This is a genomic window from Mycobacteroides immunogenum, assembly GCF_001605725.1.
Lineage (GTDB): Bacteria > Actinomycetota > Actinomycetes > Mycobacteriales > Mycobacteriaceae > Mycobacterium > Mycobacterium immunogenum.
Map to the genome: position 1 here is coordinate 4,492,749 of NZ_CP011530.1, position 11,948 is coordinate 4,504,696.

An 11,948-nucleotide genomic window follows, 5' to 3' on the forward strand; every position below is an offset into this window, starting at 1 on the left:
GGGCGTTCGGACGCCGACACACTGTCGGCGCGATCAGGGCCGCACCAAGACTCCGCGTGCCACCTACTTCCAGCCCCTATGCCCCGGGATAACTCGGATAGCACGTGCACGACCGGGGCACACGCTGATTCTTGCGGGTGCGCTTGGCCTCATAAAGGCTGAAATCAGCTTCTCGCGAGAGTGATTCGAATGTGAAGTCTTCATCATGCGTGTACTGCCAGGCCGAGCCGACGCTGATCGACACCGTGGCCTCGGCCGTGTTCAACGAGGAGTCGCAGATCCGGGCACGCACCGTATCGACGTCCTCGGAACGGTCCAGGAAGGCCACGATCATGAACTCGTCTCCGCCGATGCGAGCAGCGAAATCGCGGTTGCGGATGCCGCCGGCGAGGGTGTCGGCGACATACTTCAAGGTGGAGTCGCCGACGTCATGGCCGTAGGTGTCATTGACCTCCTTGAAACGGTCGATGTCGATCACGAACACCGCCACGATGGCAGGTGGCGGTTCGCCGCGCAGCCGGGCCCGCATGGCTGATTGCACACCGCGCCGGTTGAGCAGGCCTGTCAGCGGATCATGGTGGGCGGCAATGGCGTTTCTATAGATGGACTTACGCATTCCCTCAATGACCGCCTGAATGACGATGGGCAAGAACACCACATTCGAGTACGCCGGCGCGTTGTAGATGTACAGTTCGGACAGGGTCGCGGCACCGGCGTGCAGATTCCCCAGTGTGAGCGCGGTGATCACCGCGGTAGCGAAGAGACAGTGCGCGGCCAGCACCCGCCATCCCAGCAGGAACGCCGCGAAGATCCCGATCAGAGCCAGGTGATTGGTGGCACCGAGCTGCGACGCGGGCTGAGAACACATGCTGGCGCCGACGGCGGTCGCAGTGTCGGCCCAGAAGACGAATGCGATGGCCCAGGGCCGGCTGGGCCAGGGACGCACAATCCATGCCACCCCTACCAGCAACGCCGAACCAGCCGCGATGCCATGCACTACCCGCGGCCAGAGCCCCTGTGGGCCCAGCGGGTTGAACTGCGCGATCACCGCCAGCACGGTCATCGAAATACACAGCACCCCGATGGCGATCTTTAACCGCGCGGTGTTTCTCGTCGTTTCCAGGGCAGTGGTGAGAAATCGATAGGACACGCCATACCGCCGACCGTTCAATACGGGGCGTGATTCGATTATCATTTTGTCGGTCTCACGCCGCATTGCGTTGCGCGGTGCCGTCCCGTTCATTATTGACAGCTCAGGCAGTAAAAATGGCCTTTGACGGCCAAAATTCGCCGCTGACCAGCGAAACCCGTTTCCTCAAAATGCCATTGTGATCTTGACAATAAAACCGATCTATAGCTCGATACTCCATGATTCATCACCAATCCACCTCAGTAGTTGCCGTCACCAACTCATAAGGAAAGGCATCGCCCCGACTGTGACATAATCACCGGCACGATCAATTCTCTCTGCATTCTTGTAACGGCCACCGTACCAGTGTGGCCATGACCGTTACCAGTTTCCAGTAATCGCGTGGCGGCCATTGTTCGGCCTACCTCCGGTGGCCGGCAGAATCATTCCCCCCGACTTCGGGCCGGTCTGGGCGACCTCCCGGAGCAAAAGTCAGGCAGTCATGATGCCGCGGCCCAGCGTGGTGCCCGCCGCGGCGGCATAGTGCTCCAGCAGCTCATCACAGATGGCGGGCCAAGTGCGTGCGAGCACTCCCCGGCGCGCGGCCGCCGAGAATCGGCTGCGGGTGGCCGGTTGCACCAAATGATCAACCGCCATGCTCAACCGCGCCTCGAAGTCGGCCACCGGCAGCAGCATGCCGTTGCGGCCGGGGATCACCAAGTCCCTCGGCCCACCGGCATCCGGCGCGATGGACGGCACCCCACTGGCCAATGCCTCCTGCACCGCCTGACAGAACGTCTCGTGCTCGCCCGGATGGATGAAGACATCGAGGCTGGCATACGCCCGCGACAACGCCGATCCGGTCAGTTCGCCGGTGAATATCGCTGCGGGCATCAGCTTTTCGAGCGCATCCCGCTCGACGCCGCCACCCACGATGACCAGCTGCACATCGTCGCGCGCCGCCAGCACCGCCAGACGCTCGACATGCTTTTCAGGCGCAAGCCGCCCAACAAACCCGACAATCGGCTTGCCCTCGGGCGACCAGGATCGGCGCAGCTCCTCGTCACGCGCCGAGGGGGCGAAGCGTTCGATATCGACACCGCGGGACCACCGGAACACTCTCGGAATTCCGTGCGCAGCAAGGTCTTCCATCGCGGACGACGAGGGAGCCAGGGTACGGTCGGCGCGTCCGTGTAGATGCCTTGTCCAGCGCCAGGCGGCACGCGCGGCGAATCCGGCACCGTAGCTGTCCGCGAATCCCGCCACGTCGGTCTGATAGACAGCCACGACCGGGATGTCGAGATGCTGCGCGGCGCGCAGTCCGCCGTATCCCAGCACGAACGGCGAAGCCAGATGCACCACGTCGGGGGCAAACTCCCGGAAAATCCGGACCATGCGCGGTTGCGGGACGCCCAGCGGCAGAGTGCTCACCTTGGGGAACATGATGGCGGGCACCCGGTGCACGGGAACGCCGTTGTGCTCGGTCCCGGCGGGTGCCTGTCCACGCGGGGTATCCGGCGCGATGACGATGGCCTCATGCCCGGTGCGGCGGAAGTGCTCCAGCACCCGCAGCACCGAGTTGGAGACTCCGTTGACGTTCGGCAAGAACGACTCGGCGACGATCGCGATGCGCACATCGACAGCATGTCAGGATCAACTGGCAGTTAGGTTGCCCCCAGGCATACGTCACGCAAACTTACACATGAACGGGCGCCGGACCGCGGCGCCGCATCCAGGCAAGCCCCAGCAGTATCGTCCCGGCAACCGTCCACACCACCACGATGATGGAACCAGCCGGAATGATCGACAGCGATGCGTTACGTCCTTGCACGCGAACCAGATCCGGGTTGGACTTGTCGTACTCGACATAGATGCGCATGCCCGGACTGAGCTCCGACGGATAGAGAACGCCCAATTCCGGCCGGTACGTGACTCGTTCGGGCGTGACGAACTCGATGGTGGACCGCCGCGGCCCCGCGCTGAGCACCTCGGCCAACGCGACGCCCATATCGCGTTCGATGGCTTTGTCGTTACGCCAGGCACCGGCGACCAACAGCAGCGACTGCAGTGTCATCAGGCCCGCCAGGATCAGCACCCCGATGCGGAATCTCTTGATGACGCGGGAGCGCCGGTTCACAGCGCGGCCCTGATCGCGGCATGCAGCTCGCGCAGGGTCGAGCGATCGGCCTTGACCTCCAGAACCCTGATGCCCCGGGCCGGTTCGTCCAGGGCGGGCCCCAGCTCCTCCACCGAGATGGATTGCGAATCCACATGATAGGCCCGGCACAGCGCCGCGATGTCGACATCATGCGGGGTACCGAAGATGCGCGACGATACATCGTGGAATCGCGGGTCACCCTGCTCCAACAGCTCGAAAATGCCGCCGCCGTTATCATTTGAGACCACGATGGTCAGATTCTCGGGCTGCGGCTCGGTCGGGCCGATCAACAGGCCCGAGCTGTCATGCACAAACGTCAGGTCGCCGATCAACGCCACCGTACGGCCGCCCTTGTGCGCCAACGCGGCACCGATGGCGGTCGAAATCGTGCCGTCGATACCGGCCACTCCTCGGTTGGAGCGCACGCGCACGTCTTTGGCGCCCCACGGAACCAGCGCGGCGTCGCGGACCGGGTTGGACGCGCCGAGAACCAGCTGGTCGCCGTCACGCAGTGACCCGCAGACCTGTGCCGCCACATGTAAACCCGTGGTGAGGGGGTGTGTGCTCAGTTGGCCACGGACCGCGCCGAGCGCCTTCTGATGCGCATGAGTACACCGCTGCAGCCATGCCGCGTCGGGGTTTCCGGATGCGACGGCCCTGGTCCCGGTGGCTTGTGAGTTGCCGGACACATCGGGCCAGCGTGGGCCGGTGGTCAACGCGTACACCGGAATCCGGCTGTCGGCCAACAACGCCGACACTTGCCGATGCAGCGTCGGCCGCCCCAGCATGATCACCTGCTGTGGATGCAGCAAGGTGAGCGCCAGCGGATGAAGCGGGTTATCTGGTTGCGGCGCAGTCGGTTCAGCCACCGTGGGCAGCATCGAGAGATTCGGGTGGGTACCCGCACCATGCCCGGCGATCACCACGGTATCGAGCGTCAGATCGATGTCGACAGGTTCGTCGAACGTCACGTCCGGCGTGTACGTCCACGGCACACCGCCTGGGCGTCCCTCCGGCACCGGGCCGCCATCGCGGTCCGGTACGAGCGGTTCCCGCAGCGGGATGTCGAACTGCACGGGTCCAGCATTCGCGGTACGGGATCCCTTGGCGGCAGCCAGAACTCGGCAGGTAGCCGAGCGCCAATGCGGGTTCTGTGCCTCGATCTTCTCCGAGCCTTCTTCGGCCAGACCGATACTGATCGCCGCGCGCACCTGGGTACCGAAGTACCCGAGCTGCTCCATGGTCTGGTTGGCTCCGGTGCCCAGCAGTTCGTACGGACGATTGGCCGACAAGACGATCAAAGGCACCCGGGCGTAGTTCGCTTCCACAACCGCCGGACCCAGGTTCGCCACCGCCGTTCCGGACGTCATCGCCACCGGCACCGGTGCACCGCTGGACGCGGCAAGCCCTACGGCCAGGAAGCCGGCGGTGCGCTCATCGATGCGCACGTGCAGACGTAGCCTGCCGGCCTTATCCGCGTCGTGCAGCGCGAAGGCCAGCGGGGCGTTCCGCGAACCAGGGCACAGCACCACGTCGCGGACGCCACCGCGGATCAGCTCGTCGACTACGGCATGGGCCTGTGCGGTCGACGGGTTCATGCCATCAGGGTGTCATACCGTCCGAGCGGTGCTCGCAAAGAACTCCAGGATCACGCGATTGACCTCGTCGGGACGCTCGATGAAGCCCAGGTGCCCCGCGTCGGAGATCTCGACATACTTACCGCCGGGGATCGCGTCGGCCACCTCCTTGCCCAGATAGGGAGGCAGGGTCATGTCGTCGGTGAATCCGATCACCAGCGACGGGACCTTGATTCCGGCGTAGGCGCCCGGCCTGTCGGGGGCCGGTATGGCGCTGCGCTGATGATCAATGCCGCCCGATGCCGGTTCCGGCCACAGCGTGAACATGTCGATCCAGTCTTTGATGGCCGCATCGTTGTTCAGGGTCTTCGGGGAGAAGTTCAGCATCAACCGCATCGCTGCCTGGTATGCCGCCGGCACCTCGACACCGGAGGCGGACAGCTCGAGCTCGGCCTTGCGGAAGAACGACCGCGTCGCGTCCTCGCGCCCCCGCGTCCCCATGAAGACCGCCGCGGTCACCAGATCAGGACGGGTGAGCGTGAGCTCCTGGGCGACGAGCGCTCCCATGGAGAAGCCCACCAGCCGTGCCGGGGCGGCGCCGAGGTCTTCGATGAGCGCCGCGGTGTCGTCCACCATGTCCTGCAGGGTGAACCCGTCAGCGGACTCTGTGGTCGGAGGTATGCCCCGGTTGTTGAACGTGATGGTGCGATAACCGGCGGCGCGAAAGGCCGGCACCTGGTGCAGATGCCAACTGCGGCCCGCGCCACCGCGCCCGGAGATGAAGACGACGGGATCACCTGAGGCGCCGAGCGCCAGGGGCCCACGATCGTCGTAACTGATCTGGATGCCGTTGATGTTCGCGAGAGGCACGTTGATTGAACCTACCGGTTCAGCAGCGCGTAGCACTCGGCCACTCTGCGCCGCCACCAATCACGCCGGTCAACGGGTGCCGCGAGCGCGGTCAACCGGGCCGGGTCGGGAGCGACCAATGCGGCCGGAAGGTGGCCATCCACCAACGGCGGTACATCCGCTACGTCGTCCACGAAGAATCCCCCGGTACCCAATCCACACGCGTGCCCCAGCACCGGCAGCGCCGCCGCCGCCCGCAGACCGATGCCAATGCCCACCGCGCTATCCAGCGCACTGGAGATCACCACCGGCATGCCGATGCGTTCGGCGATGCCCAGCAGGGCGCTCACCCCGCCGAGGGGCGCCACCTTGAGCACCGCGATATCGGCCGCTCGCGCCTGCGCGACACGGAGCGGATCGCTTGCCCGCCTGATGCTTTCGTCCGCCGCAATCGGTACACCCGGCAGCCTGCGGCGCAGTTCGGCCAGCTCTTCCACGCTGACGCAGGGTTGCTCGGCGTATTCCAGAGCACCGTCGCGAGTCAGCGCGGTCAACGCCCGGATGGCCTGTTCAACGGTCCAACCACCATTCGCGTCCACCCGCACCGTGCTGATGTGGGCGCGCACCGCTTCCACGCGGGCGATATCGTCGGCGAGCGTCTGGCCCGGCTCTGCCACCTTGACCTTGGCGGTCCGCGCACCCGGGAAGCGTGCCAATACCGCGGGTACGTCGGCGGCGGGCACCGCGGGCACCGTCGCGTTGACCGGGATGCGGTCGCGGCGCGGCGCGGGAAGCTCGCGATATGCGGCCTCGATGGCCGCGGCCAGCCACGCGGAGGCCTCGGGCGGTTCGTACTCGGGGAAGGCACCGAACTCGCCCCACCCCGCCGGGCCGTCGATCAGCGCGACCTCACGAGTCGTGATGCCGCGAAATCGCACCCGCATGGGCAGGGCGACCACATGCAGCCGGTCGAGCACATCCTCCAACGCGGGCAGCTCCACATCCGCGATCGTCGCACGCGACGTGGAGCGACCGCCCCACCGGCCCGAAGTGACTTTCGGATCTAGTGCGTCCCCGTATCGGCTGCCAATCTGCCCTCGGGGCAGATTGGCGCGAAGAGTGCGAAGGAGAGGGCATGACAACGGCTCACGGAGTCGCGGGATTTCAAGCTGGTTGCCGGTGCGGGGGCTGTTCCTCGGCCGAGTCACGACGGCTGCGGGAAATCGGCGAGCTGGAACGGGAACGCTGGGAGCCCATCAATCAACGTGCCACCCGGCGGTCTCAGCACTACTTCGCCGACGCGTCCGATCATCCGCTGAACTGGCAGAAGCCGTGGACCAAGGACGAGATCAACACCGTGCTCGATTCGTCGTCGACGGCCGCGCAGGTCGCGACGCGACTGGGCCGCTCGGTTGGCGCGATTCACGCGGCCCGCCGGAGATTCCGGGCACGGCCGCGCCGTAACTAGCCCACCACCGCCATCTCGCGCAAGCTCGCCGAGCTGGGACTCAACGCCGTCGTGGCCGAGGAGCAGGTGACCCGCCGGCTCGGCGACATTCTGCGGGGCAAAACTCACTGACCCGGCTGAAAATCCAAAACCCGCGACCTTGTCAGCATCTGGTGTACAACGTAAACTAGAGTGGGTAATCGGGCGCGTGCACGCCGTATGTGGCGGCGAGAACTGCCTGGCGATGGTGGCGCCCGTCGACCTTCTTCGGCGGGCGTCGCCGCATGACGTCCGCCCCAAAAGGTCATCCGCACAATCGCGTTGGAGGTTTTCATGTTGGTTCGGCGCATTGCCCGCCCGCTGCTCGGCTCGTACTTCATCGCTGCGGGTTTGAATGGTTGGCGCGAGGCGGCGGCACCTGCCGCCGAGCCTGTGGTGCCCGGAGCCCGAAACATGTTGCCCCAGGGTGTCACTCGATACTTGCCGGATGATCCTCAGGTGTATGCGCGGGTCAACAAGGCACTGCAGCTGATTGGCGGATTGGCGTTGGCCAGCGGAAAGCTGCCACGGATCTCCGCACTGGTACTCGCGGGCACTCTGGTGCCAACCACAGTGGCCGAAAACCAATTCTGGCAGGAGTCCGACCCCGCGGCGCGTGCGCAACAACGCGCTCATTTCTGGAAGAACACGTCCATACTGGGCGGCCTGATCATCGCGGGAATAGACACCGAGGGCCGTCCGGGACTGTCATGGCGCGCCCGGCGGGCCACCCGCCACGCGGCCGCAGTGGTGGCCTCTGTCGTTCCCACAACAAATGACACGGCACCGTCCCTTACCGACAAAATAAATGAATTTGGCGACGCCACAAGGTCATTGGCAGAGAGGGCGAGCGAACGCTGGGATGAGGTGTCCGAAACCATAGGCGAGGGCGCTTCCACACTGAGCGAGATCGCCCGCCACAAGGCGCCCATATTGGCCGATTACGCCCGCGACAAGGGCAACCAGCTCGCGAAGGTCGCGCAAGAGCAAGGCAACACGCTTGCCGACGCCGCGTCGCAGCGTGGCCGTAAGATCGCCGACCATGCCGCACACCTGCGGTCAGAACTGAAAGACGCCGCGACGCGTAGCTAGCTCCACCGCACCAACCCTGATCCATTCCTGGCGCCAAACCTCTAGCCAAACGGCACATCGCAGGAGTACCGTGATGTCATGTCAGTTGACATAAAACCCGTTCCCAAATGGCTCAAGTACTTCAACAAGGTTGTCATCGGCGGGCATAAGGTGGGCCTCAAATTGCCGATGGTGGTCCTGACAGTTCCGGGCGCCAAATCCGGCAAACCGCGCTCGACCCCCATCACCCCGTTCACACTGGAAGGCCAGCGCTACGCCGTCGGCGGCGTACCGGGATCGGCCTGGATTGCCAACGCGCGTAAGGCCAAAGAGGGCACCCTGACCCAGGGGCGGCACACCCAGCGGGTCCGTATCGTCGAGCTGTCTGCCGAGGATGCCCGTCCGGTGCTGCGCGCCTTCCCCATCGAGGTGCCCACCGGGGTCGGCTTCATCAGAAACGCCGGGCTGGTCAAGGAGGGCACACCGGACGAGTTCGAGGCATTGGCCGGGATCGCCGCCGTATTCCGGTTCGATCCGGTGGGAAGCTAGGCGCCCGAACGCCACACATACCGAACCTCGGAGTCGTGGCCCGGATACAAGATCCGGGATTGATCTCCTCCGTCGCGTTTCGCCTCGTACATCGCGCGATCGGCGCAGGCGGTCAGGATGTCGATCGCATCCTGCGACGTGGTCGACACCACGCCCGAGATGGCTTGCGCCGCAACACCCACACTCGCCGTGACGGCGATACCCGCCGGCATCGAAGCCGTGACGGCCTCCCGGAGCCGGGCGGCGAACTCGGCGACGGCCTGCGCCGGGCAGACCGTCACCACCAGGAATTCCTCACCTCCCGAGCGGCCGACCACAGCTGCCCCGATGGACCCGGACGTGAGCGCGGTGGCCAGGTCGACGAGCACCCGGTCCCCCGTGCCATGGCCGTACCGATCGTTGATCGACTTGAATCTGTCGATATCGACAATGGCAGCGGCGATCACCTGATCGCCCTCCAACGAATGCTCACGCCGCAGCCCGTTGTAGAGGCCCTGCCAGGCAGCGTAGATGCCGCGCCGGTTGAGCAGCCCGGTCAGCGGGTCACGCTGCGCGGCAAGCGCATCCAGACGCACCACGGCGATCCCGAATTGAATGACCGCCGGAATCAGCACCACCACCAGCAGCATGCTGGTCACCTTCACCAGCGCCGTCATCGCCGCGCCGACCGTGCCCTCGGCGAACAGCCGGGACGACAACGCGACGATCATCGGAGCGCACCAGGCGATATGGGCCACCAACAGCCGGTTCGCCAGGAAGAAGCTGACGTACGCCCCGACGGGGGTGAACAGCACCGTCCCCACCAGGCCCGCGAGCGGATCGGAGTCCTGCCAACAAGCGACCGCGATGCCGATATCGGCGAAGGCGACGAACGCTACGGCTTCGCGCAGCGACGGCCACGGCCCAACCACCCAGCGCAGCGCCCACCCGAGTGAGCCGAGCGCACAGATGCCGACAATCACCCGGCCCACCGTGCTGCGCGGCCCGGTGTCGCTGAACTGCACAGCGACGCAGATCGCGGCGAAAATCAGCGCATACCCACCGATCAGGTTGCGCACGGTCCGATCGAGCTTGCGTGCGTGGAGGAACCCCCGCAGCCACCCCGTCGGCACCGGTTCGGTCCACCATTGGCGCAGAAAGCCCATCCAGGCGGTGGAGCGGACGTAGGTAAGGATCACGGCGCCGCGTTACCAGGGTTGGCAGTCGGGGCGTTTCGCCGCGGCACCATCCGCACCTTCGGCAGCGGCGGGGCGGGTAGGCGGGACACCGCTCCCTGGTAGCCATCCACCCGGCCGAAGCGTTCGGACTCGGCCCGCCATTCCTCGCGGAACTCCGCGATTTCATCATGGTCGCGGCCCACGAAATTCCACCACATCACGATCTGCTCGCCGAACGGCCTGCCGCCCAACAGAATCGCCCGTGCTGTGTCGTTCGTCGGATTGGTCATGGTGAGTTGCCCCACCCCGGTACCCACGTAGCCCAGCTCGCCGCGCGAAAGCAGGGTGCCGGAAAACTCAATGGTCTCGGTATCGACCAGCAGCCCGTGTTCGAAACCGGTGTCGACATCGAAGCGCACCGTGCTGTGCGGCTCCAGCAGCAACTCCGCACCGAGTAGCGCGGTGGCGGTGCGCACCGGCGAGACCTGCCCCGCCAATGTTCCCAGAAAAACTCGCAGGCTCACCCCGCCGGCGGTGACGGCCTCGGGCGCGTAATGCTGGAATTCGCGTGCCGCATCGCGGGATTCGTCGGGCAGCGCGACCCATAGCTGCACGCCGTGCAGCACGGTGGTCTGGGCCGTCGACACCTCCGAGTGACAGATGCCGTGCCCGCCCGTCATCAGGTTCAGCTCCCCCGGACGCACCATCGCATGCACCCCATTGCTATCGCGGTGCTCGATTTCACCGGTGAACAGCCAGCTCACCGTCTGTAACCCGGTGTGCGGGTGCGGGGCCACATCCATGCCGCCGGTCTGGGTGATGTCGTCAGGTCCGTAATGGTCGGCGAAGCACCACGCGCCGATCAGCGACCGCTGAGCCTGCGGCAGCGTGCGCAGCACCGTCATGGCACGCGGCCCGCCGAGCGGAACCTCTCGGGGCGTGAGTATTTCAACGACGGGACGTCCGGCGCCGTCACGTGGGCACGGGCCACCCTCGCATCGAGTCTCCGTGGGTGTGGTCTCGGTGTTGCTCATGCCTTCATCATCGGCCGAATTCGCGGCATGTGCGGCATAGTTGGTCACCATGGACGAATCCGAAGCCACGGTCACCGATGCGCCCGCCAACCATCGATTCGAGATAACCGCAGACGGCGAGCTCGCCGGTTTCACCGAGTACCTGGATACCTCCCTGGACGGCACCGCGGTACGGATCTTCTTCCACACCGAGATCGATGAGAAATTCGGTGGGCGTGGCCTGGCCGGGACCTTGGTGCGGTCCGCCCTGACCACCTCGCGGTCCACGGGCCGCATGATCGTCCCGGTGTGCCCCTACGTCAGGAAGTTCGTCGGCAAGAATCACGAGTTCGACGACATCCTCAGCCCCGTGACCCGGGAGGCACTCGCGGCGGTCGAGGCACGCCAGGGATGAGCGAGCATCGCGTCTACATCGACAAACAGTCCCCCTCCGTCTATCAGGGGCTGACCAAGGCCGCCGCCGAACTTCGCGCGCGCGCCGCCGACGCAGGGCTCTCGCGAACAACGCTGGAACTGGTCAACATAGGGTATCCCAGCTCAACCGCTGCCTCTTTTGCCTTGACCTGCACACCCGCATCGCCCTGGAAGAGGGCGAGTCGCCTCAGCGGATCGCCGTGCTTCCGGTGTGGCAGGAGGCCGAGCTGTTCAGCGATGTGGAGCGTGCCGCCCTGACCATTGCCGAGGCCGTGACGGAAGTCACCGAGCATCACCTCTCCGACGAGCAATACACCGCCGTACGCGCACACCTGACGGACGATCAGGTATCGGCGCTGGTCTGGTCGGCGATCATGATCAACACGTTCAACCGGATCTCGATTCTGAGCCGCCACCCGATCAAGCCCCGCTGACCGGCGGGCTCGGTCCGGGAATACACCCCCACCGTCATGGGTTAGGTTTCTTGAGCGAGAGTAATTATCTGGTCAAGGACATATCTCACG

General features: G+C 65.4%; 12 protein-coding genes and 2 pseudogenes. 6 read left to right on the forward strand and 8 right to left on the reverse strand.

The genetic code is table 11. The features are described from left to right. Positions 1–76 precede the first annotated feature (76 nt). The 6 genes from ABG82_RS22265 to ABG82_RS22290 form a co-directional block, all read right to left on the reverse strand. Complete coding sequence (locus tag ABG82_RS22265) at positions 77–1,195, reverse strand: GGDEF domain-containing protein (protein ID WP_043077122.1); 1,119 nt, start codon at positions 1,193–1,195, stop codon at positions 77–79. Between the two features lie 426 nt (positions 1,196–1,621). Then, the gene (locus ABG82_RS22270; RefSeq protein ID WP_043077025.1) at positions 1,622–2,764 is read right to left on the reverse strand and encodes a glycosyltransferase family 4 protein; all 1,143 of its coding nucleotides are present in this window, start codon (positions 2,762–2,764) and stop codon (positions 1,622–1,624) included. 61 nt (positions 2,765–2,825) lie between these two features. Further along, entirely contained in the window at positions 2,826–3,266 is a 441-nt protein-coding gene (locus tag ABG82_RS22275) for a DUF3592 domain-containing protein (RefSeq protein ID WP_078343824.1), read from the reverse strand. Continuing rightward, positions 3,263–4,885 (reverse strand): 2-succinyl-5-enolpyruvyl-6-hydroxy-3-cyclohexene-1-carboxylic-acid synthase, encoded by a 1,623-nt coding sequence (gene menD, locus ABG82_RS22280; RefSeq protein WP_043077024.1) that lies wholly within the window; start codon positions 4,883–4,885, stop codon positions 3,263–3,265. Before menD ends, ABG82_RS22275 begins: the two co-directional genes overlap by 4 nt. Positions 4,886–4,897: 12 nt before the next feature. Further along, entirely contained in the window at positions 4,898–5,734 is an 837-nt protein-coding gene (locus tag ABG82_RS22285; protein ID WP_043077120.1) for an alpha/beta fold hydrolase, read from the reverse strand. A gap of 11 nt (positions 5,735–5,745) precedes the next feature. Beyond that, positions 5,746–6,714: an o-succinylbenzoate synthase gene (locus ABG82_RS22290; RefSeq protein ID WP_043077023.1), complete on the reverse strand. Its 969-nt coding sequence runs from the start codon at positions 6,712–6,714 to the stop codon at positions 5,746–5,748. 134 nt (positions 6,715–6,848) lie between these two features. Here ABG82_RS22290 and ABG82_RS22295 point away from each other — a divergent pair, with 134 nt between their 5' ends. The 4 genes and pseudogenes from ABG82_RS22295 to ABG82_RS22305 all read left to right on the forward strand — a co-directional run bounded on the left by ABG82_RS22295 (position 6,849) and on the right by ABG82_RS22305 (position 8,819). Beyond that, positions 6,849–7,181 carry a hypothetical protein gene (locus ABG82_RS22295; RefSeq protein ID WP_043077022.1) on the forward strand — a complete coding sequence of 111 codons (333 nt, stop codon included), beginning with the start codon at positions 6,849–6,851 and terminating at the stop codon, positions 7,179–7,181. 6 nt (positions 7,182–7,187) lie between these two features. Then, a pseudogene (locus ABG82_RS28355) lies at positions 7,188–7,292 on the forward strand (Clp protease N-terminal domain-containing protein); the annotation flags it as partial. A 201-nt stretch (positions 7,293–7,493) separates the two neighbouring features. Beyond that, the gene (locus ABG82_RS22300) at positions 7,494–8,291 is read left to right on the forward strand and encodes a DoxX family protein (protein ID WP_052510953.1); all 798 of its coding nucleotides are present in this window, start codon (positions 7,494–7,496) and stop codon (positions 8,289–8,291) included. Between the two features lie 78 nt (positions 8,292–8,369). After that, the gene (locus ABG82_RS22305) at positions 8,370–8,819 is read left to right on the forward strand and encodes a nitroreductase/quinone reductase family protein (protein ID WP_043077021.1); all 450 of its coding nucleotides are present in this window, start codon (positions 8,370–8,372) and stop codon (positions 8,817–8,819) included. Here the strand turns inward: ABG82_RS22305 and ABG82_RS22310 are convergent. Both ABG82_RS22310 and ABG82_RS22315 read right to left on the reverse strand, forming a co-directional pair. After that, entirely contained in the window at positions 8,816–9,997 is a 1,182-nt protein-coding gene (locus tag ABG82_RS22310; RefSeq protein WP_043077020.1) for a GGDEF domain-containing protein, read from the reverse strand. The two genes, ABG82_RS22305 and ABG82_RS22310, sit on opposite strands and share 4 nt — an antisense overlap. Continuing rightward, complete coding sequence (locus tag ABG82_RS22315) at positions 9,994–11,010, reverse strand: pirin family protein (RefSeq protein WP_043077118.1); 1,017 nt, start codon at positions 11,008–11,010, stop codon at positions 9,994–9,996. The genes ABG82_RS22310 and ABG82_RS22315 overlap by 4 nt, the downstream gene beginning before the upstream one ends. A 49-nt stretch (positions 11,011–11,059) precedes the next feature. Between ABG82_RS22315 and ABG82_RS22320 the strand changes: the two genes are divergently transcribed. Further along, the gene (locus ABG82_RS22320; RefSeq protein ID WP_043077019.1) at positions 11,060–11,404 is read left to right on the forward strand and encodes a GNAT family N-acetyltransferase; all 345 of its coding nucleotides are present in this window, start codon (positions 11,060–11,062) and stop codon (positions 11,402–11,404) included. Beyond that, a pseudogene (locus ABG82_RS22325) lies at positions 11,401–11,858 on the forward strand (carboxymuconolactone decarboxylase family protein). The gene ABG82_RS22320 and the pseudogene ABG82_RS22325 overlap by 4 nt, the downstream one beginning before the upstream one ends. Positions 11,859–11,948: the final 90 nt, after the last annotated feature.

Excerpts from the sequence above, each read along its gene's own strand:
- ABG82_RS22265 (WP_043077122.1), bottom strand. The coding sequence starts at position 1,195 with ATGATAATCGAATCACGCCCCGTATTGAACGGTCGGCGGTATGGCGTG.
- menD (WP_043077024.1), bottom strand. The coding sequence starts at position 4,885 with ATGAACCCGTCGACCGCACAGGCCCATGCCGTAGTCGACGAGCTGATC.
- ABG82_RS22295 (WP_043077022.1), top strand. The coding sequence starts at position 6,849 with ATGACAACGGCTCACGGAGTCGCGGGATTTCAAGCTGGTTGCCGGTGC.
- ABG82_RS22300 (WP_052510953.1), top strand. The coding sequence starts at position 7,494 with ATGTTGGTTCGGCGCATTGCCCGCCCGCTGCTCGGCTCGTACTTCATC.
- ABG82_RS22305 (WP_043077021.1), top strand. The coding sequence starts at position 8,370 with ATGTCAGTTGACATAAAACCCGTTCCCAAATGGCTCAAGTACTTCAAC.
- ABG82_RS22315 (WP_043077118.1), bottom strand. The coding sequence starts at position 11,010 with ATGAGCAACACCGAGACCACACCCACGGAGACTCGATGCGAGGGTGGC.
- ABG82_RS22320 (WP_043077019.1), top strand. The coding sequence starts at position 11,060 with ATGGACGAATCCGAAGCCACGGTCACCGATGCGCCCGCCAACCATCGA.